Below are 20,122 nucleotides of genomic sequence, written 5' to 3' on the forward strand. Positions count from 1 at the left end.
CCGGAAACCCGGGGACGGCCCGCTTCTTCACCGCCTAGTTCACCACGGCCGGTCGACCGCTCCGCCCGCGAGCGTGAACGTGATGTAGCCGCCCTGGAAGTCGCTGCGGTACACCCCGTTCACCACGTACTCGTCCGACGTCGGGTAGCGCAGGTAGGACCGCTCCCACCCGAGCGCCGCCCAGCGCTTGCGGATCTCGCCCTTCACCGCGTGCGCGCCGGTCGCCACCGTGTAGTAGATCGAGTGGCCGAGGCTGAAGTGGTTGTAGCGGCCGACCCCGTCCGGCGTCACGCCTTCGTCGGTCGTCGGGTAGCCGAGCCCGCGCTCGTACCCGTACTCCGCCCACTTCTTCCGGATCTCACCGAAGATCGCGTGCGCGCCGTTCGCGGCGGTGTAGTAGATCGACCCGACGTTGCCGCCCTTGACGAAGTGGTTGTACCGCCCGACGCCGTCCGGCGTGCCGGCCTCGTCGGTCGTCGGGTAGCCGAGCCCGCGCTCGTAGTCCAGCGCCGCCCACTTCTTCCGGATCTCACCGTAGAGCGCGTGCGCGCCCGTCGCGGCCGTGTAGTAGATCGACCCGACGTTTCCGTTGTTGACGAAGTGGTTGTACTGCGCCACACCGTCCGGAGTGGACGCCGTGTCCGACGTCGGCGGGCCGAGGACACCGTGGCCGCCGAACGCGACGTACTTGTCGAGCACCGGGCCGGTCACGAACTTCGTGCCGCCCACCGCGCTCCAGTACAGCCGCCCGTTCGCGTAGACCCGGTAGTGGACCGGGCCGTCGGTGACCTCGGGCGCCGTCGGCGCGCCGAGCTTCGCCTGCAGCGCCGGGTCGGCGTTGTAGCGCTGGTCGATCGGGGTCAAGTAGTTCGCCGTCAGCGTCAGGTCGCTCGTGCCGACGGTGACGATCCACTTCTGGTCCGTCGGCCCGCCCTGCCAGCCGGCGAACGTCGAGACGCCGTCGATGGCCTTCGCCGCCGCCTCGACGTCGAAGGTGGCGCCCTCGGCGACCATCGCGGTGCTGACGCCGCCCTCGACCGGGATGCTCAGCGCCGCCGGCTGCGTGCTGACCAGGGTGATCCGGTGCTCGCGCGGCCACGCGGTGTACGTCTTGGACGTCGTGACGCCCGCGCTGTCGGTCACCGTCGCGGTGAACTCCATCCGGGAGTCCGGGTGCTCGGTGAACGGCGCCTGGAAGCTTTCCCCGGTGCCGCCGGCCCCGGGGTGCGAGTGGCAGGTCGCCTCGCTCGGGCAGTGCCGCACCGTCGTGCTCCAGGTGATCGGCAGCGCGCCGTCCTCGGCGTCGGTCGCGGTGGCGCTCAGCGAAACCTGCTGACCGACCGCGAACGTCGCGGTGTCACCCGGCGTGGTGAGGGCGATCTCCGGGGTGTGGTTGCCCGGCGCGACCGCGACGCTGGTCGTGTCGGTGGCCCCCAGCGGGTCCCGGACCGTCAGCTTCGCGGTGAACGACTCGGTGCCCGCCGCGTAGGCGTGCGACACGGTCGGGCCCGCGTCGACCGCGGTGGTCCCGTCGCCGAAGTCCCAGTCGTACTTCAGCAGGTCGTTGTCGTAGTCGACCGAAGCGGAGCCGTCGAACGACACCGTGCGGGTGGCCGGGTCGGTGACCGACGTGGCCTTGGCGACCGGCGCGGTGTTGTTGGCCGAGTAGGTCAGCCGCCGCAGGTTGCCGGACAGGATGTCGGCGTAGACGATGTCGCCGTTCGGCGCCGCGGCGAACTTCACCGGGCCACCGATGTCGGTGAAGACCGGCGGGTTCTCCGGGGCCTGCGTGAGCTGGCCCTGCTTGTCGTAGCGCAGGGTCCAGATCTTGTGCGTGACGTAGTCGCCGAAGAAGTACGAACCGCGGTAGGCCGCCGGGTAGCTGGATCCGTTGTAGACGATCCCGCCGCTGACGCTGTTGCCCTGCATGACGCCGTTGCCGTGCTGGTACTCGAAGACCGGCGGCTGGTTCGCCACGCCGGCGCACTCCGCGAGACCGCTGTAGCCCGGCGTCGGGTGGTTGCCCTCCCAGCACGGCCACCCCTGGTTCGCGCCGCGCTGGACGACGTCGACCTCTTCCCAGTTGCTCCAGCCGACGTCCCCGGCGACCGGCAGGCCCAGGTTCGGGTCGATGCTGAACCGGAACGGGTTGCGGAACCCGCGCGCGAACACCTTGCTCGCGGTCGAGCCCGGGTTGGCCGCGTCGTAGTACGGGTTGGCCGGCACCCCGTTGCCGTTGGCGGCGAGGTGGAAGATCTTGCCGTAGGGCTGGTTGATGTCCTGGGCGCGCAGCGACGCCGGGTCCATCTTGGTGAAGTCGCCGTTGTCCCCGATGGACAGCCAGAGCGTCCCGTCGGTGGCGGCGACGACCTCGTCGATGCCGTGGACGTTGAAGATGCCCGGCACCTCGAACAGCGACTGCTCACCGGTCAGCCCGGTCGGCGCGCCCGCCGCGTCGACGGTGACCGTGAACCGCGCCAGCCGCATGACGAAGCCGCTGGTCTGGTTGATCGAGCGCGTCAGGTAGATCGTGTGCGACGTCGCGTAGTCCGGCGCCACGGCCAGCCCGACGAGGCCCAGGTCCTCGTTGGTCCGGACCGGGAGCTTCGTGAGCGACCGGCCGGCCGAGCCGTCGGACGGCAGCCAGCGGACGGTGCCGCTCTTGCCGGTGACGAGCACCGAGTTGTCCGGCAGGTACGCGAAGTCGGTGAGTGGTTCTTGCCCCAGTCCGGCGCTGGTGTCCCGCAGCACGAACCCCTGCGGAAGCGCTGTCGCCGCCGTCGCCACCCCCGTGGCCACGACGGGCAGCATCGCCCCGGTCAAAACTGCCGCCACGAAGGCGTGACGGAGTGCGCGAAGTTTTCGCAAGGCCATTGGCCCCCCTTCCCAAACGATCACTTATCGTCTGAACAGGGGGGCCAGTTGCACTCGGCAGAGTGAATTTATCGGACTGTGACCTACTGTCCGTGCTGGTCCCTATCGCGTTACGGGACCACCTGCACGACGTCACCGACGTGCAAAGTGTTGAAGAACTTCAGGGACGCGGCGGGCGACAGGTGGATGCAGCCGTGCGAGTACACCGACAGGCTGCCGGTGTGGAAAGCGTCGCCCGGGTAGAAGAACACCGAGTTCGGCATCTCCGCGTTGTCGAACTCCTTCGACAGGTGCATCTTCTCCTTCGACAGCACGTGGAACGTGCCGGTCGGGGTCGGGTAGCCCTTGCGGCCCGGCAGCATCTTCACCGGCCCGTAGACGACCTTGCCGCCCTGCAGCAGCCACGCCTGGTGCGCCGAGATGTCGACGCAGGCCGCGGTGCCCGACGCCGCGGCCGCCGCCGCGCACGGCACGCCCGGGTTCTCCGCGGGCGCCGGCTTCGGCTTGGGCTTCGGCTTGGTCGTGGTGGGGGCCGGCTTCGACGTCGTGGGCGTCGGCGTCGGGCTCGCGCTCGTCGTCGCCGGGGTGGGCGTAGGGGTCGGGGACGCGCTCGACGTCGTCGGCGTCCCGCCGCCGGCACCCGCCGCGACGGCCCCGCCGCCCGCGTTCGGCCCGCCCGCCGCGCCCCCGCCACCGGAGCAGGCGGCCAGCACGAAGGCGGTGGCCAGCGCGGCCGCTCCCGCCAGAAGCCTCTTCACGATCCGGTACCCCCAGCTGTCTCGATCATCGCGTTTGGACATCGGTAAAGACGACGGTCACCCGGTAGAGGTTCGTCGGTGAAGGTCACGATTTGGGTCAACCCGTGGGTTGAGGCCGGAATCCACCCGGTACCGGCCCCCGCGCCGACGAAACCGGGGCGCCACCGGTCGAGGCTGGGAGCACCTGCCGAACCGAGGAGCCCCCATGCCCACCGCAGCGAACCTCCTGCTCTACGCCGCCATCGCCCTGCTCGTCCTGTACCGGGTCGTCTACCGGCAGGTCCGCGGCACGCTGCTCGACCGCAAGTCGCTGGTCACGCTGCCGCTCGTGCTGACCGCCGTCGGCGCCTACCTGACGCTGAAAGCGCTGCCGGGCGCGTCCGCCGGGGAGTTCGGCCTGCTCGCCGCCGACCTGGTGGTGCTCGCCGGGCTCGGCGTCCTGCGCAGCACGACCACGACGCTCACCGAGCGCGCCGGCACGACGTTCCAGAAGGGCTCGGCGGTCACGATCGGGCTGTGGGCGCTGACCGTCGCGGTCCGGGTCGGCCTGGTGGCGCTCGGGACCGCGCTGGGCGTCGCGGGCCCGCTGACCTCGGCGTCGATCGCGCTCACCCTCGGCGTCAGCATCGCGGTGCAGAACGCGACGACCTACCTCCGCGTCCAGCGCCGCGGCCTGCCGCTGGCCGACCGGCGCCCGGCGCTCAGCCGCTGACCCGCCCCAGCATCCGCGCGTACATCCGGCCCGGGCTGGGCACCGACGGCGGCACCAGGAACCCGGGCAGCGGCGGCAGCCCGCCGACGAACCCGCCGAGCCGCTCGTACAGCTCGGCCGCGCCATACGGCCGGGCCTCGGGTTCCTTCGCCAGCACCTCGGCGAGCAGGGCGTTGAGCTGCTTCGGGACCCCGCGGACCGGCGGCGGCAGCTCCTTGACCTGCCGCTCGAACACCGCGTACGCCGTCGGCCCGTCGAAGAGCCGTCGACCGGTGAGCATCTCGTGCAGCACGCAGCCGAGCGCGTAGAGGTCGCTGCGCGGTTCGGCGCCGCCCCGCTGGATCTGCTCGGGCGCCATGTACGACGGCGTCCCCAGCAGCTGGCCGGCCCGCGTGAACTGCGCGGCGTCGGCTTCCCGCAGCACGGCGAGCCCGAAGTCCATCACCTTCACGCCGCCGTCGGGCCCGAGCATCAGGTTGGACGGCTTGAGGTCGCGGTGGCACACCGCGAGCGCGTGGGCGGCGGTCAGCACCGCGCAGGCCTGCGCCGCGATCGCCGCGGCCCACGGCACCGGCAGCGGCCCGTGCTCGGCGAGCAGGTCGGCCACGGTCACGCCCTCGACGAACTGCATCACCTGGAACAACCGGTCGTCGTGCGTGCCGTAGTCGTACAGCGTCGGCACGCCGGGGTGGTCGAGCGTCGCCAGGATCCGCGCCTCGCGCGCGAACCGGGCTTCCAGTTCTTCGTCGCGGCCCGGCAGCCTGAGCAGCTTGATCGCCACGCGCCGGCCGAGCCTGCGGTCGAACCCGCCGTGCACCGCGCCCATCCCGCCGCGGCCGAGCGGCAGCTCGTCGAGCTCGTAGCGGTCGGCGATCAGCATCCGTTCCCCTATCGGCCCGGGCGGAGCCGTCCTTCGACAAGTCCCGCAAAGCCTAGCCGGACCAGCTCACGGCCCGTTTCGGCCGCCTGGCGCAGGACGGTGTCGAACTCGGCGAGGTTCCGGAAGACCCGGCCGTATTCGCGCTGGACGGTGATCGGGACCCGCGGGATCCGCACCCGCCTGCCGTCGATCCGGGTCGACGCCGACGCGGCGGGCAGGTCGGCCGCGCGCAGGCAGCCGGCCAGGAAGTCCGCGTCCAGCCGCGCGGCGTCGACGCGGTACACGGTGAGCCCGGCCCCCACCGGACTTTCCGGTCCACTGTGGACGTACGCGATCCCGGTCACCGACGCCACGACGTCGCCCGCCTCGGCGAGCGGGTGCTCGGCGTCCGCGCGGGCCGCCGCGTGCCGCACCTCGACGACACCGGCCTTGACCAGCTCGCCGATCGTCGTGAACGCGGGCTCGCCGTCCGCCGCTTCCAACGGCGGCAGCTCGGGGACGAGTTCGGCGAACCGGCTCCGCACGGCCTCGAAGGCCTGCCCGAGGTCCTCGTCGCTGGTGCGGCGGCGGGCCGGCGTGAGGTCGACGTCGTCGTCGAGCAGGTCGATGATCCGGACGCCGGATTCGGGGTGCGCGCGGAACTCGCGCCACATTTCGTCCACAGTGGACAGCTCGGCGCCCGCCTCGCCGAGCAGCACCGTGGACGGCGGGCGGTCGCCGGCGACCGGCCGCCGCAGCAGCCAGAGGTCGGGACCGGCCGGCGTCAGCGTGACGACCGCGCGGACCGCGCCCGCGCGCAGGAGGTTGCCGCGGATGCGCTTGCCGCTGCGCCGCCCGGCCGCCGCGCCCGGCATCAGGATCGCCACCGCACCACCGGGTTCGACGTGCGCGAGGCAGTGCTGCACCCAGGCGAGCTCGGGCTCGCCGCGCGGCGGGAGCCCGTACTCCCAGCGCGCGTCGCCGACGAGTTCGTCGTGACCCCAGGCGCGTTCGTTGAACGGCGGGTCGCACAGCACGGCTTCCGCGGTCCGGCCGGCGAAGGCGTCTTCGCGCAACGCGTCGACCGGGTGGACTTCGGCCTCGAGGCCGCGCAGCCGCAGCCGCAGCGCCGCGATCGACGCCGTCATCGGGTCGCTGTCCTGTCCCAGCACGGTTTTCGCGCCGCTCGCCAGCGCGAGCGCGCCGAAACCGCACGCGGGGTCGAGGATCGTCGAGACCGGGCCGACGAGCCGCGCCATCAGTTCCGCGATCGGCTCCGGCGTGGCCGACAGCCGCCGCGAGTGCGCCTCGAAGTACCGGCGGCACACCAGTTCGAACGCTTCGACCGGGCCCGCGCGGTGCGTCATCTCGCTGAGCAGCGTGAGGAGTTCCGGGTCGTCGAGCTCGCTGTCGAACGTGTCGAAGATCCCGGCCTGGAACGCGAAGAAGACGCCCGCGCGGTTCACGCGCTCGGCGAGGTCGAGGTCGTCGCCGAGGGCGCGCAGGCGCTGCCAGGCGCGTTCGCCCTCGCTCAGCTCGAACGGCTTGCCCCGCGCCTCGAACCAGGCGGCGACGGCGGACAGGCCGAACAGCGGGCTCGACGCCGTGCCGCCGACCGGCTGCGGGAAGTCGGGGTAGCGGCGGCGCCAGTTGCTCACCGCGGCCCGGCCGACCCCGGCGAGCCGCGCGATGTCGGCCGCGCTGACCGTGGCGTCGTCGTCCATGGCGAGGACTCTATCGGAGGATGCTCCATTCAGCCGACATGGTTGTGAACTCAGTCAACCAATGCTTACATGGGGAACATGACACACGATCGGTACGTCCTGCGGTACGCCGCGGGGTCGGACGTCGGCCAGCGTCGCCGGATCAACGAGGACGCGGTGTACGCGAGTTCCCGCCTGCTCGCCGTCGCCGACGGCATCGGCGGCCAGCCGCACGGCGAGGTCGCCAGCGCGACCGCGGTGGACGTGCTGCGCGAGCTCGACGTCGACCTCCGGCGGCTCGACCTCACCGGGGTCGACCTGGCGGCGACGCTGACCGGCGTGGTCAAGTCGATCGACGAGCGGCTGCACGAAGTGGCCGCGCAGGAACCGGAAACCACGGGCATGGGCACAACGCTCACGGCCCTGATGTTCGACGGCGTCGAGTTCGCGGCGGCCCACATCGGCGACTCCCGCGGCTACCTGCTGCGCGACGGCGCCCTGCGCCGCCTGACCCGCGACCACACGCTCGTCCAGGCCCTGGTCGAAGACGGCCGGGTGGCGGCCGAGGACGCGGAGTCCCACCCGCGGCGGTCCCTGCTGATGAAGGCGTTGCAGACAGCGGGTTCCGGCGACCCGGACATCTGGACGTTCCCGGCGGTGGAGGGCGACCGCTACCTGCTCTGTTCGGACGGCCTGAGCGGCCCGGTCAGCGAACCGCGCCTGCGGGACGTCCTGTCCGCGGTGGCCGACCCGGCGGAGGCGATCCCGGAGCTGATCCGCCTGGCCAACGAAGGCGGCGGACCGGACAACATCACGTGCGTGGTGGCCGACGTCACGCGGTGACCCACCTTCGAACCGGGGGACGGCCATCCGGTATCGTCTCCTGCGGAGGATTGGCCGAGCGGCCTAAGGCGCACGCTTGGAAAGCGTGTTGGGTTCACGCCCTCGCAGGTTCGAATCCTGTATCCTCCGCCGTTTGATCAGGCGAAACGCCGGGCCGCGCGCCCGGCGTTTCGTCGTTTTGCGGCCCGGCGCCGGAAAACCGCTGGCCCGCCCCGGATCGGCGCCCCTAACGTGCCGCGGGTGAGCTACGAGCACCCGCTGGCCTACTTGATCGGTATCGAAGGCCTCGCGCTGCTGCGCGCGTTCACCGGCGAACACGACCGCGAGTTCGTCGAAGCCCGGATCGCCGAGGTCCGCCGGCTCCTCGACGACGAATCCCTCGCCACCGGCGTCGACGTCGACCGGCTCGACACCGTGCCGGGCTACGACCTCTGGGCCGGCACCTACGACGACCCCGCGAACGCCGCGTTCGCGCTCGATGAGCCGTGGCTCGAGGAACTGGCGGGCCACCCCGGCGACACCCTCGACGCGGCCTGCGGAACCGGGCGCTACGCGGCCATCCTCGCCGCGCGCGGGCATCGGGTGATCGGCGTGGACAGTTCGCCCGGCATGCTCGCCCGCGCCCGCGAACGGGTGCCCACCGCGGACTTCCGGCTCGGCGACCTCACCGCCCTCCCGGTCGCCGACGCCTCGGTCGATCTCGTCACGTGCGGCCTCGCGCTGACCCACGTCGGCGACCTCGGTCCGGTACTCGCGGAGTTCGCCCGCGTGCTGCGGCCGGGCGGGCGCGCCGTGCTCTGCGACGTCCACCCGGAGTCCGTCGCCCGCGGCTCGATCCCGTCGCTGCGCGGCCCCGACGGCCGGCCCGGCCGCCTCGCCTCGCACCGCCACCTCGTCGGCGACTACCTGCGAGCCGCTCTCGCGGCCGGGCTCACGCCGCTTCGCTGCAAAGAACCTTGTCTGCCGACGAAGGATCCAGCCCCCGCGGCGACCGAGCCCGGACCGTGGGAGCTCTGGCCGTGGAGCCTCGCCGCCCTCGTGCCGGACGCGGCCCGAGCGGCCGGACAGGGTGCGCCGGCACTGCTCGTCTGGGACTTTCAGCTGCCCGGAATGTGAAACCTCTTCGGTGCTGCGCTTTTCTCCCCGGGTACGGCGAGTCACGACCAGGGCTGGGCGAAACGGGTTACTCCGGTCGCGCTAGTCTCAGCCCCACCTCGCCCGCCCCCTGTCGAGAAAGGCCAGCAGTGGCACGAAAACCGCTCTGACCTGGGGTAGCGCTGGCCAGCGACTTCAGTGTGCGGTACTGGTGCCGGGACGACCCCCGCACAGACCGTGATCGGCTCGGCCCCGGACGTCCCACGTCCGGGGCCTTGCTGATTCCGGACCCGCGATCACTCGGCAAAGTCAGATGATCACGCTGAGTCGTTGGATCTGTTTCAATGGAATCCGTCCCGTACGACACCAGAGATTTCGAGGAGTAGAGGCCCGATGGCCGGAGTCGAAGAGATCCGCGCTGGCATCGCGCTCGCCAACGAAAAGGCGTCCGCGAGCATCGCCGCTCTGCAGCAGGCAGCGCAGTCTCTCGAAGAAGCCCAGCAGTCGCTCGCACAAGCGACGCAGGGCAGCAGCCAGCACGAAGTGAGCCAAGCGCACGGACTGCTGGCCGAAGCCCTGCAAGGCATCAATGGTCTGCAGAGCACCGTCCAAGCAAGCATTTCCTCAGCTGACTCCTACTCGGCGCGTCTCTAGCCGGATGACGCTCGCCGAACTCCACCAGCTGCTGACCGCGGTCGTGGCTGGGCTCGCCGATGCGCGCGCCCACTCCGAGCGGGCCACGAGCCTGCTCGGGGAAGCCCGGCAGGCGCTCGTGGACGCCCAGGCCAAGGCCGATCCCTGGCTTCCTTCGCAGTACGCGCAGGCCGGCGAGGGGCTGGACCAGCTCCTCGTCCGCCTGGCCTCCGCCGAAGACCTGGTGAGCGGATACCGGTCGCGCCTGTAATCCTGCTAGGGACACTTTTTCTTGGGGACGCCGATGGCCAACAAGTCAGCCGAGCAACGCAACCGCGTCGAAACCGCACTCGACCGGGTCCGCCACCAGATCGGGCTGGTGCTGGGTGCGGCCGCCGGAGCGCGTCAAGCCGCCGAAGCCGACCTCGCCAAGCTCGAGCTGGAGCGGGACATCGTCCACGTCGGCATGAACCACGCCGGCGCCGAGCAGCAGAACGAGTGGTCCCGCCACCCCGCCGCGCACGAAGTGTTCGGCGCGCTCGGCAGCGTGCGAAGCGCTTTCTACACCGACTGGAGCCAGGGTCCGGCGACGTTGCGGGACCTAGTCGCGCACAACGCTCCCGGCGCGGCCGGGCTGCCGCCGGGCGACTGGCTCGGCACCGTCGGCCACAACCCCGGCCTGGTCTCGCCGGGCCTGTGGCGCGTCGGTTCGGCGACGGCCGCCGGCAACGACCCGACCCGCACGTTCGACGTCGCCGTCCCGCTGCTCGACGAGTCGCACCTGGCGATCACGTCGGCGCCGAAGACCCGGCCGGTGATCGACGGCATCGTGCAGAACCTGCTGGTCCGCGTGCTCTCGACGTTCGAGCCCGGCGCGGTGCGCGTGCACCTGTGGGACATCGGGCAGCTGACCGCGATCCTGCCGGACCTCTACCCGCTCAGCCACACCAGCGCGCTCTCGCTGTACGACCCCGGCCGGCTGGAGGACCTCCTCGACGAGCTGGCCGGCCACATCCGCCGCATCCACGCGAGCTGCATGTCCGCCGGGTACACGTCGCTGCGGGAAATGCGGAAGAAGAGCGGGCAGCGGGGCGAGCCGTACCGCATCGTCGTGCTCTACGGCAACGGCGAGACGCTCGAACCCGAACGCGCCCGCGACCTCAAGCGCGTCGCCAGCGGCGCGCTGGCCGCCGGCATCTGCCTGATCATGATCGACGTGCCGACCGCGGTGAGCGCCCCCGTCGAGACGCTGAGCCTGCTCGACGACAAGCACGCGATCAGCAGCATGACCGGCACCGACCTGGTCGTCGACCTCGATTCCGCGATGCCCTCCGCGCAGGTCATCCGGGCCGTCGACACGATCGCCAAGGCGCTGATCGCCAAGCAGGGCGGCCCGCGCTCGTTCGACGACCTGCTGCCGACGGAGCTGGGCCGCGAAAGTTCGGCACGGGAACTCCGCGCACCGGTCGGGTTCTTCGAAGGCGAACCCGTCGAGGTCGTGATCGGCGACGCGAGCCCGCACGTCCTGATCGGCGGCCCGTCCGGTTCGGGCAAGACCAACTTCCTGTACGCGCTGCTCGGCAGCATGGCCGCGCGGTACACCCCGGACGAGCTGGCGCTGTACCTGCTGGACTTCAAGGAAGGCGTCTCGTTCGCCGGGCTCGCGCCGGGGCGCAAGGACGCGAGCTGGCTGCCGCACGCGCGGCTCGTCGGCGTCAACGTCAACACCGACCGCGAGTTCGGCCTGGCGCTGCTGCGCTTCCTGGCCGACGAACTGCGCCGCCGGTCCGCCGCCGCGAAGGAGCACGAGGTCACGAACCTCGCCGACCTCCGCGAAGCCGACCCCGGCGGGCACTGGCCGCGGATCGTCGCGGTGATCGACGAGTTCCAGTACCTGTTCGCGGGCCGCGACCAGGTGACGGCGACGGCCACCCAGCTGCTGGAGGACATCGCGCGACGCGGCCGTTCGCAGGGCATCCACCTGGTGCTGGCCAGCCAGGACGTCGCCGGCATCGAGGCGTTCTGGGGCAAGCCGGCGGTGTTCGAGCAGTGCACGCTGCGGATCGCGATGCCGAAGGCGCGGCGCGTACTGGCCGAAACGAACAACGCGGCGGTGTCCGCGCCGAAGTGGCACGCGGTGATCAACCACGACTCCGGCGTCGCGCACGGCAACCAGCTGGCCCACGTGCCGGACGCGAGCAGCAAGAACGTGTTCGTCCGGCTCCAGCACCGGTTGTGGGAGGAGTACGCGGGCCGCTTCCCGCGCCCCCGTCTGTTCGACGGTGCGCACCAGCCGATCCTGGAACAGTTCCCGGCGTACCTGGACCTCAAGCCGAACTCGAAGCCGCGCGCCCTGCTCGGCCAGTCGATCGACGTGACCGAGACGGCCTGCGGCGTCGACCTCCCGCGCGCGCCGGGCCGCAACGTCGCCGTGCTCGGTTCGGCCACCGCGGAGGCACTGTCCATCATGGACTCCTCGGCGCGCTCGCTGTCCCGGCAGTACGAACCCGGCGAGGTCGAGTTCGTGCTGAGCTGCCCGATCGAGGCGTGCGCCCCGGCCGCGCTGGAGCTGACCGAGCGGCTGCGCGAAGACGGCCACGCGGCTTCACTGGTGGAGGACCTGACCGGTGTGCTCGAATCGATGACCGGTTCGCTGTCCGGCGGCCCGAAGGTGCTGCTCCTGTACGGCGTGGACGCGGCGCTGCCGGCCCTGGAGGCGAAGGCGGTCGGCCAGCTCAAGAGCGGTCTCGACCACCTGCGGGTGATCCTGAAGCAGGGCCCGGGCCACGGCATCCACACGATCGGCTGGTGGCGCAGCATCGCCCGGCTCAAGGACACCCTGGGCTTCGGCGGCACCGACGACATCGGCACGTGGGCCGCGCTCGACGTCCAGGGCAACGAACTGTCGCCGTTCGCGGCGGGCCAGGTCGTGCACTGGTCGCCCCGCCCGGGCCGCGCGTTGTTCTTCGACCGCACGACCCACGGCGCGCCCGAAGTGATCATCCCGTTCCAGCGTCCGGAGAACCCGCAATGACCGACGACGGCGCGACCGCGGCCATGCGGTACAAGGAGATCATCGCCCTGTCCCGCGGCTCGGCGGAGAACCTGCGCGAGTGGGAACTCGCCCGCGAGGAGGCCTTGACCGCGGAGATCGAGGAAGCCCGGACCGCCATCGAAGCGGCCACCGAGCGCGAGGCCCGAGCGGCCGAACGCGCGACGCGCTGGTGGAAGATGGCCCTGCACAACATCCAGGGCCTCGCGTGGCTCGCCCCCGGCGACGAACCACGCCCGGTCCCCACCGCGCGGGCGGCCTACCTGGAGCGGTACCTCGAGGAGGTCAAGCCGAGCTACCAGGAGCTGGTGCAGGCGGTGCTCGCGTTGGGCTGGCGCGCGAAGCGGGCGACGTCGAAGCGGGGCGAACAGCCCCCGCCGGTCTAGACGTCGAAGACGGTGTCGTAGGGCTCCTCCTCGTCCGCGGGTGGCGGTTTTCCGGCGGTGGCCTCGCGGATGGCCGCGGTGATGGCCCGGCTGAGCGCGCCGGCGTCCGACCGCATGGCTTCGGGTGCGAGCCGAACTTCGCTGACGACGCCGTCCGGCCCGGTGACGACGGTGACGCACCGATCCGGCGTGACGGCGCTGAGCAGGCGCTGGTTGTCGGCCTTGCGGTCTTCGATCTGCTTGAGCTGCCACCGCATTTCCTCGATCAAGTGCGCGTTGCCGGTCATGCGACCCTCCCCGGGTGGTACGGCGTGTAGACGAACTCGTAGTACTTGAAGGACCGGTGCACGATCAGGCTGTAGCCGCGGCTGCGCGCCACCAAGAGGAGGTCCTCGAGTTCGAGGCCGTTCTCGATCATGCGGAGGTACACCTGGTTCCGGCCGTCCAGCTCCGCGGCCAGCAGGGCCATCTGCTTTTCCCGCGGCTTCGCCGACCGGGCCACGCGGACGATGGTCAACGTCAGGCCGCCGGCGACGACCGTGCCCATCAGGACGATGCCGAGCACGTCCGGCACCGAGCCGCTCACGCTGCTGCCCGTCCGCGCAAGCTCCAAGCCACCTTCGCCGTCGCCTCGGCGACCGCCGGCCAGGCGTCCTCGGACTCCGCGACCACCGAAAGGATGACCACCGACCGGCCGTCCGGCAACGGGATCTGGTACTCGGCCTTGATCTGGGTGCGCGCGTCCCGGTCGGGCAGGCGGAATTCGCCTCCGCTGAACCCGACGACCGCCGGGCCGATCGGGAGCCGCACCGGCCGCACGACGGCGTGCTCGTGCCGGCTCCGGAACTGCGCGGCCATCGCCTCCACCAGCGCGTCCCGGTTGCCGGGTGCGACGTCCGGCCACCGCGCCACGCCCAGCGTCAGGGTCGCGACGTCCCCCTTGCGCCTGCCGACCGCGAACTTGCCGAACACGCGGACGCCGTTGGCCCGCATCGTCGGCACCAGGGCCATCAGGTAGCTGCCGAACTCCTCGACCGAGGTGCCGGCACCGTCCGCCAGGTTCCCGGCGATGGTCCAGGCGTGACCGCGGTTCATCTTGTCGTCGGCTCCGACCGGCATCCCGGCGAATCCCGGCGGCAGGTCGATCTCCAGCGGCATCAGTTCCACACCTCGTCTTCCGCCCGCGCACGGCGACGGTCCGGTGCGTTGTCGGCCGCGACGCCGGCGTCGGCGGCGTTGCCCAGCGCCACCGCCGCCCACGGAGCCGGCCCGGCGACGAGCGTGCCGGCCGCCACCGCGACCTGGCCCCCGTCCTTCGGCACCCAGTAGTTCTCGAAGTCGTCCCAGGGACTCTCGAAGTCCTTGCCGGCCGCGACTTCACCGGCGGCCTGCTCGGTGAGCAGGCCGTAGGCCGCGACCTTGAGCGCGGTGTCCGGGACCCCGGGCACGACCCCGGCGAGCGAGGTCACGGCGCCGGCCGTGTCGAAGACCAGCGTCTCGCCCGCCACGTCGGCGCCGGCCGTCTTCGCGAGCGCGTGCCCGCCGAGCGCGCCGAGACCCACACCGGTGGCGAACAGGCTGGTGATCTCGCCCGCCGGAGGTGGCAGGGCATCGCTCAACACCCCGAGTCCGTTGCCGATGTCGCCCAGGACGTCCGAGAGCTTGGCAATCAGCTCGGCGTGGTCTTGGACGAAGTCCCACGCCCGCTCCGCCCCGTCGACGAGGGTGTTCGACAAGTCGACAAGTAGCCCGCCGGCCGCGTCGCTCAGCTTGTCGAGCACGTGCGGTTCGTCCGGGGCCGACTCCTTCGCCGTCCGCAGCGCCACCGCGACCCGGGCCGCCGCCTCCGTGTGCTCCTGCTGGAGTTGCTTCGCCGCGTCCTGGACGTTCTGGCAGCCGTCGATCGCCGCCTGGAGCTGCTGACCCGCGTTGTCCAAGAGCCGCTGCGCGATCTGCAGCGACGGCTCGTCCGAGAACGTCCGGTTCGCCAGCGCCAGGTCCGGATTCGCCCGCGCTTGCTCCGCCGCTCGCGCCGCCACCTCCGCGCGGGCCTCCAGGTCCGACGCGCGTTTCTGCAGGTCGCCGAGGTCCCGCGACCACCCGTCCAGTGCGTCGGCCGCCTCGCCCATCGAGCGAGCCGCGCCCTCGAGGTACTGCGGCAGCGGGCCCAGGCGCCGTGCGAACGCCTCACTCGCCTCGCCCTGCCAGCTGCCCTCCTTGCGCACGATCCGACGGAGGGCGTCGTCGGCCTCGGCCAGGTCGGTGCTCACCGCCCGGTACTTGCCCGCCAGGTCGATGACGCCGTCGCGGTCCCCCGGCGCCGGGTCGAAGCCCAGGGCGGGGAAGTCGCGGGCGCTCACCGGCCGAGGCCGTTCAGGACGTCGGTGATGCCGCCCGTGGCGCCGCCACCGGGTGGGCCTTCGCCGCCCGGAGGCACCGAGCTGCCGATCCCCTGCACACCGCCTCCGAGCACCGCCGAGCCGAACCTACCCAGCTCGCCCCCGAACTCGGCTTCGATCCGCTCGTACCGCTCCTTCGCCCGCTCCAGCCGCTCGGTGACCCCCGAGGCCGCCTCCCCGAGCCGCCCGATGCCGAACCCCCACGCCTCCTCGAACTCAACCCCCGCCTGGCCCAGTTCGGCTGTCCCGAGGGAACCGAACGCCCCACCGCCCCCGAGCTTCCGGTTCGCGTCGGCCATCCGCCCCGCCACCGTGCCGAGATCATCGACGAGCTTGCCCAGCTCGCCCACCTTCACCGCGTACCCGTCCACGCCACCCTCCCCTGTGGTCCCGTCAACCAGTAAAGACGGCGGCGCACGCGATGCGGTTTCCTCGTCACCCGAAGGTGTCAAAACACAAAAGGCCACCTCCGGGCGATGCGCCCGAAGGTGGCCTCCTGCAAGGAGAACTACTTCCCGAAGACCTGCTCCAGGTAGTCGAGCAGGTCGTAAAGCCCGTCCAAGACCGCGTTGCCCGCACCCGGCCGGAACCGGATCACCTGCGGGTCGTGGTCGCTGGCCTGGTCGGCGAACTCCGCGTTGATGTGGACGACGTCGTAGTCCACCCCGCGCGGCGCCTTCGACGCCAGGATGTGGTCCAGCACCTGCGACTGGCCCTCGAACACGTAGCTGTACCGCTCGGCTTCCGGCACCGTGGCGATCAGGTCCTTCAGCGCGCCACCGGCGGTGAGCGTCTGGACCGCGGGCGAGAACGGGTAGTCGTTCAGGTCGCCCGCCACCACGATGTTGGCGCTCTTGTCCGACGCCAGCAGCGAATCGACGAACCCGCGCAGCACCGTCGCCTGCTTCGCGCGCTGCACCTCGGAACTCCGCGTGGGCGGCTGGAAGCGGCCGTGCGTCGGCTGGTCGCCGCCCTTGGAGTTGAAGTGGTTGGCGATGACGAACACCGTGCGGCCCTTGAAGACGAACTCGCCCGCCAGCGGCTTGCGGCTGGTCGTCCAGGCTTCGTTCGCCGGGTCGACACGGCCCGGCGAAGCCGTCAGGTGCGTCTTCCCGTGCTCGCGAACGACACCGACGGCCGTCGTCGAAGTCCCACCCGGACGGTCCACGAAGGACACACGCGCCGGGTTGAACAGGAACGCCACACGGATGTTGCCACCCGGCTGGCCGCCGTCCTGGTCGTTCACCGGGTCGATCGACCGCCACTGGTAGCGCGGGCCGCCCTTGGCGACGATGGCGTCGGTGAACTTCTGCAGCGTCTGGTCGGCCGCGACGGTGCCGTCGTCGGTCGCGCCCGTGTTGTCCTGGATCTCTTCCAGGTTCACGATGTCCGGCGTCGCCAGGTGCGTCACGATCGCCTCGCCGAGCCGGTCGTACTTCGCCTGCGGGTCGCCCGGCGCCAGGTTCTCGACGTTGTACGTCGCGACCGCGAGCTCGCCCGACCGCTGCTTGCGCGTGGTTTCGCCCTGCAGCCCGTTGTCCTTTTCGGTGCCGAGCACGCTGGCGAACAGCGTGTAGCCACCGAAGGTGCTGTACTCGACGGGACCCGACGTGGTGCCGGTCAGCACGTCACCGACGTTGAGCTTCGGGAACGGCCGCTGGTCGAACGGGATCAGCGACGACACCTTCATGACACCGCTGTTGAGCTGGTCGTAGCCCAGGTAGACGCTGCCGCCGCGGACCGACTCGTGCTGGTCCGGCTTGGACGTCACGTACAGCTCGTTGAAGGAGTTCGACGGACCGACGACGCGGGCGTCGCTGACCGAAACGACCTCGCTCTCGTGCGCTTCCCAGAAGTCGAGCGCGTACTTCGCCGGCTCCAGCGGAAGCGGCTCGATGTTCCCGCCGGGCGACGGCGCGTACGTCGTCGGCACGGTGTCCGGGTTCAGCACGGTCGGCGCCGGGAGGGCGTTCGCGTGCGAGTCGACCGTCCACTGCGCACTGCTCAGCTCGGTGAGCGACTGGTAGTTCGACGTCGCGGGCGCGTCCGGGTAGAACTCGCGGACGGTGCCCGTCGCGGTCACCGCGTCGCCGACCGCGACGGCCGGGCTCGTCGAGCCGGTGTACACGAACAGGCCCTCGCTGGTGCGCGGGTCGCTGTCCGGGTTCGGGTCGGTGAGCCAGAACCCGCGCGACGAACCGAACGTCCGGGTCGCGGTGACCACACCGGTGACGCCGCTGACCTTCTGGTCCTTGAAGGGCGAAATGCGCGTGGTGCCCTGGATTTCGTGGATCTTCGCCGGCGTGCCGGGTTCGCCGGGGTTCCCGCCGCCGGTCGTCTCGCCCTTGGTGTTCGTCGGGGACGGGTCGCCGGTGGTGAAGTCGGCGGCGTTGTCGTCGGTGTCGGCCAGCGAGGTGCCGCGGGCGACGGACGTCGTGTTGGACGGCGCGGCCGTCGGGGCGCCTTCGCGCACGGTCGCCGTGCCGAACCCGACGAGGTCCTTGATCCGGGTGTCGGCCGCGCAGTCCGCGGCGGTCTTGCAGGTCAGCGCGGTGGTGCCGGAGACGAGGGCGATCGTGCCCGCGGTGGCGGACATCGCGATCGCGCCGGTCGCGTCCGGCGTCGGCAGCGCGACCGTGCCGCCGCTGCCCTTGCCCTCGGCCACGAGGTAGCGCCCGCCCGGCGCGACGCTGCCGGCCAGCGGCGTCACCTGCCAGGCGCTCGACGCGCTCGGCGAACCGGGCAGGTACTGGACGCTGAAGCCGTCGACGCTCGTGGCCGCCGCGCCGTGGTTGGCGAGCTCGACGAAGTCGTTGGTCAACGTGGCGCCGGAGTTGCCACCGCCGCCGTAGACCTCGGCGATGACCGCGTCGGCGCTGGGTGCGGCGAGCGCGGCCGGCGCGGCCACGCCGCCGAGCACCAGGCCCGACGCGACGGCCACCGTGAAGGCGGCCTTGGATCTGTGGGTCTTGGTCACCCTGAGTCCCCTTTGTGCTTGAACAGTCGTGGCATAGTCCCCCGGGCAAGTGAGGAGGAGGAAGACAAAGATGCAACGATTCGTAACAACTACTTTCGTCGTCACTCATTTGGCAGAGCAGGTTTTGTGATCACGCTGGTACTCGGCGGAGACGTCAACATCCAGGGCCGGGCGACCCCGGCGGCGGCGTTCGAGCCGCTGAACCCACTGTTCCAGGGCGCCGACCTCCGGTTCGTGAACCTCGAGGGGCCCGTCGACGCGCAGGCGGCCGAAGCGCTGACGTCGGCCGGCATCGACGTCGTGTCGTGCGCCAACGACCTCACCGCGATGGCGAGCCTCCCGGTCCTCGGCCACGCCGGGATCGCGCACTGCGGCGCCGGTGCGACCCTCGACGCCGCGCACGCGCCCGCGGTGCTGGAACGATCGGGCGAAAAGGTCGCGTTCCTCGCGTACACGTCACTCCGTTCGCGAGGTCAAAGCGCGCTGCCGGACTTCCCCGGCGTCGCGCAAGCGTTTGCGACCACGGCGTACCAGCCCGATCCGCGCGTCGCGGACATCCCTGGCCGGCCACCGCTCGTCCGCACGACGCCGGTGCCCGAGCACCTGGACCGGCTCGTCGCCGACGTCAAGCGGGCCAAAGCGGACAACGACCACGTCGTCGTCTCGATGCACTGGGGGCTGCCCGGGCCGGAACTGACCGAGTACCAGGTCGCGTACGGACGCGCCGCCATCGACGCCGGCGCGGACCTGGTCGCCGGGCACGGGCCGCACACCATCCAGGCCGTCGAGGTCCACCGCGGCCGCCCGATCCTCTACAGCCTCGGCAACCTCGTCTTCGACTGGCCGGCGATGCGCGGGCGGCACGTCGACGGGCTGCTGGCGGGCTGCATGTTCGGCGCCGAACCCCGGCTCGAGCTCATCCCGGTGCGGCGGAACGCGGACAACGAATGCGAGCCGCTGGCCGGCGACGACGCGGGCAAGGTGCTGCGGTACCTCGCGGACGTCTCGGCGGCGCGCTCGACGAAGGTGTCCGTCCGGGATGGAATCGCCTCGGTGTCCGGTTTAGGCGTTGGTGCGTAACGGATCGCGCGCGGTCTGTTACAACGCGACGCACGCCTGTCACCCATCCGGCGCATCTGCCTTAAATGCAGCTCAAGGACGGGAACAACCCGCGTGAAGCGGCGGTACGGTCTGCGTGAGCCGCCGGAAAAGTGGCACAGACCACTCCCCGACAGCTCGCGGTCGGCACGACACGGGGGGAGGGAGAACGATCATGTGGGGGCTGATTGTTCTCAGCTGCGTGTTCGTGCTGGTGCTGGGGATAGCCGCGGTCGTGGACCTTCGGGACCACGACCGCGGCGAGCACCGCGCCTAGCGCACCGCCTGCCTCGCCTTGTAGCGGCCGAGGAGCGTGCGCGCGCCGGCCAGCGCCACCCGCCCGGCGCCCTTCGCGCTCGCGGCCAGCACCGTCGTCCAGTCGAAGTAGTCGCGCCACAGCACGATCCGGCCGCCTTCGACGACGAACGTGCCGCACACCCAGAACTCCGCTTCCCACGCGCCGCGGCGCAGCACGTCGGTGCGTTCGGTGAGCACGACGTTGCCGTCCGCGGCGATGTGGTGCGTGCGCGCCTCGAACCCGGAACCGAACCGGGCCAGCAGCCGCAGCTGCTTTTCGACGGCGGCGACGCCGCGAGCGGGCGGCAACGGCACGTTCTGGTACACGATGTCGCTCGCCGCGAACGCCAGCGCGCGGTCGATGTCGAGGTCTTCGAGGGCCTTGAGGAAACCGGTCACCACTGCCTGGGGTTCATCGGTCATGCCCCCAGGCTAA

General features: G+C 71.4%; 19 protein-coding genes and 1 tRNA gene. 9 read left to right on the forward strand and 11 right to left on the reverse strand.

The features are described from left to right. Positions 1 to 39 precede the first annotated feature (39 nt). The gene (locus tag AB5J73_RS09780) at positions 40 to 2,874 is read right to left on the reverse strand and encodes a PQQ-dependent sugar dehydrogenase (protein ID WP_370969372.1); all 2,835 of its coding nucleotides are present in this window, start codon (positions 2,872 to 2,874) and stop codon (positions 40 to 42) included. Positions 2,875 to 2,984: 110 nt separating this feature from the next. Next, positions 2,985 to 3,632 carry a L,D-transpeptidase gene (locus AB5J73_RS09785; protein ID WP_370969373.1) on the reverse strand — a complete coding sequence of 216 codons (648 nt, stop codon included), beginning with the start codon at positions 3,630 to 3,632 and terminating at the stop codon, positions 2,985 to 2,987. A gap of 205 nt (positions 3,633 to 3,837) precedes the next feature. Here AB5J73_RS09785 and AB5J73_RS09790 point away from each other — a divergent pair, with 205 nt between their 5' ends. Further along, entirely contained in the window at positions 3,838 to 4,344 is a 507-nt protein-coding gene (locus AB5J73_RS09790; RefSeq protein ID WP_370969374.1) for a hypothetical protein, read from the forward strand. Here the strand turns inward: AB5J73_RS09790 and AB5J73_RS09795 are convergent. Both AB5J73_RS09795 and AB5J73_RS09800 read right to left on the reverse strand, forming a co-directional pair. After that, entirely contained in the window at positions 4,334 to 5,224 is an 891-nt protein-coding gene (locus tag AB5J73_RS09795) for a serine/threonine-protein kinase (protein ID WP_370969375.1), read from the reverse strand. The genes AB5J73_RS09790 and AB5J73_RS09795 overlap by 11 nt on opposite strands. Before the next feature lie 8 nt (positions 5,225 to 5,232). Further along, positions 5,233 to 6,927 (reverse strand): class I SAM-dependent DNA methyltransferase, encoded by a 1,695-nt coding sequence (locus AB5J73_RS09800; protein ID WP_370969376.1) that lies wholly within the window; start codon positions 6,925 to 6,927, stop codon positions 5,233 to 5,235. 78 nt (positions 6,928 to 7,005) lie between these two features. Here AB5J73_RS09800 and AB5J73_RS09805 point away from each other — a divergent pair, with 78 nt between their 5' ends. The 7 genes from AB5J73_RS09805 (at position 7,006) to AB5J73_RS09835 (ending at position 12,915) form a co-directional block, all read left to right on the forward strand. Next, positions 7,006 to 7,749 carry a PP2C family serine/threonine-protein phosphatase gene (locus AB5J73_RS09805; protein ID WP_370969377.1) on the forward strand — a complete coding sequence of 248 codons (744 nt, stop codon included), beginning with the start codon at positions 7,006 to 7,008 and terminating at the stop codon, positions 7,747 to 7,749. A gap of 44 nt (positions 7,750 to 7,793) precedes the next feature. Further along, positions 7,794 to 7,878: transfer RNA gene (locus AB5J73_RS09810), tRNA-Ser, on the forward strand. A 111-nt stretch (positions 7,879 to 7,989) separates the two neighbouring features. Beyond that, complete coding sequence (locus AB5J73_RS09815) at positions 7,990 to 8,865, forward strand: class I SAM-dependent methyltransferase (protein WP_370969378.1); 876 nt, start codon at positions 7,990 to 7,992, stop codon at positions 8,863 to 8,865. 372 nt (positions 8,866 to 9,237) lie between these two features. After that, on the forward strand, positions 9,238 to 9,498 hold the full coding sequence (locus AB5J73_RS09820; RefSeq protein WP_003056176.1) for a hypothetical protein: 261 nt from the start codon (positions 9,238 to 9,240) through the stop codon (positions 9,496 to 9,498). Between the two features lie 4 nt (positions 9,499 to 9,502). Next, a complete protein-coding gene (locus tag AB5J73_RS09825; protein WP_086862340.1) occupies positions 9,503 to 9,748 on the forward strand; it encodes a hypothetical protein in 246 nt (81 codons plus the stop codon). Positions 9,749 to 9,781: 33 nt separating this feature from the next. Next, positions 9,782 to 12,511: an FtsK/SpoIIIE domain-containing protein gene (locus AB5J73_RS09830; RefSeq protein WP_370969379.1), complete on the forward strand. Its 2,730-nt coding sequence runs from the start codon at positions 9,782 to 9,784 to the stop codon at positions 12,509 to 12,511. Beyond that, the gene (locus tag AB5J73_RS09835; RefSeq protein WP_370969380.1) at positions 12,508 to 12,915 is read left to right on the forward strand and encodes a hypothetical protein; all 408 of its coding nucleotides are present in this window, start codon (positions 12,508 to 12,510) and stop codon (positions 12,913 to 12,915) included. Before AB5J73_RS09830 ends, AB5J73_RS09835 begins: the two co-directional genes overlap by 4 nt. Here AB5J73_RS09835 and AB5J73_RS09840 read toward each other — a convergent pair. The 6 genes from AB5J73_RS09840 to AB5J73_RS09865 all read right to left on the reverse strand — a co-directional run bounded on the left by AB5J73_RS09840 (position 12,912) and on the right by AB5J73_RS09865 (position 18,291). Continuing rightward, the gene (locus tag AB5J73_RS09840; protein WP_370969381.1) at positions 12,912 to 13,202 is read right to left on the reverse strand and encodes a YbaB/EbfC family DNA-binding protein; all 291 of its coding nucleotides are present in this window, start codon (positions 13,200 to 13,202) and stop codon (positions 12,912 to 12,914) included. The genes AB5J73_RS09835 and AB5J73_RS09840 overlap by 4 nt on opposite strands. Next, positions 13,199 to 13,501, reverse strand: a complete 303-nt coding sequence (locus AB5J73_RS09845) for a hypothetical protein (protein WP_370969382.1) — start codon at positions 13,499 to 13,501, stop codon at positions 13,199 to 13,201. Before AB5J73_RS09845 ends, AB5J73_RS09840 begins: the two co-directional genes overlap by 4 nt. Beyond that, positions 13,498 to 14,073, reverse strand: a complete 576-nt coding sequence (locus tag AB5J73_RS09850; protein ID WP_370969383.1) for a hypothetical protein — start codon at positions 14,071 to 14,073, stop codon at positions 13,498 to 13,500. The genes AB5J73_RS09845 and AB5J73_RS09850 overlap by 4 nt, the downstream gene beginning before the upstream one ends. Continuing rightward, positions 14,073 to 15,275, reverse strand: coding sequence for a putative T7SS-secreted protein (locus tag AB5J73_RS09855; protein ID WP_370969384.1), 1,203 nt, complete (start codon positions 15,273 to 15,275; stop codon positions 14,073 to 14,075). Before AB5J73_RS09855 ends, AB5J73_RS09850 begins: the two co-directional genes overlap by 1 nt. Further along, positions 15,272 to 15,685, reverse strand: coding sequence for a hypothetical protein (locus tag AB5J73_RS09860; protein WP_370969385.1), 414 nt, complete (start codon positions 15,683 to 15,685; stop codon positions 15,272 to 15,274). Before AB5J73_RS09860 ends, AB5J73_RS09855 begins: the two co-directional genes overlap by 4 nt. 137 nt (positions 15,686 to 15,822) lie before the next feature. Continuing rightward, positions 15,823 to 18,291 (reverse strand): endonuclease/exonuclease/phosphatase family protein, encoded by a 2,469-nt coding sequence (locus tag AB5J73_RS09865; RefSeq protein ID WP_370969386.1) that lies wholly within the window; start codon positions 18,289 to 18,291, stop codon positions 15,823 to 15,825. A gap of 126 nt (positions 18,292 to 18,417) precedes the next feature. On the opposite strand from AB5J73_RS09865, the gene AB5J73_RS09870 reads away from it, so the two are divergent. Further along, the gene (locus AB5J73_RS09870; RefSeq protein WP_370969387.1) at positions 18,418 to 19,371 is read left to right on the forward strand and encodes a CapA family protein; all 954 of its coding nucleotides are present in this window, start codon (positions 18,418 to 18,420) and stop codon (positions 19,369 to 19,371) included. A gap of 291 nt (positions 19,372 to 19,662) precedes the next feature. Here the strand turns inward: AB5J73_RS09870 and AB5J73_RS09875 are convergent, their stop codons facing one another. After that, entirely contained in the window at positions 19,663 to 20,109 is a 447-nt protein-coding gene (locus AB5J73_RS09875; protein WP_370969388.1) for a limonene-1,2-epoxide hydrolase family protein, read from the reverse strand. Positions 20,110 to 20,122: the final 13 nt, after the last annotated feature.

Origin of the sequence: Amycolatopsis sp. cg9, from assembly GCF_041346945.1 — a bacterium.
Lineage (GTDB): Bacteria > Actinomycetota > Actinomycetes > Mycobacteriales > Pseudonocardiaceae > Amycolatopsis.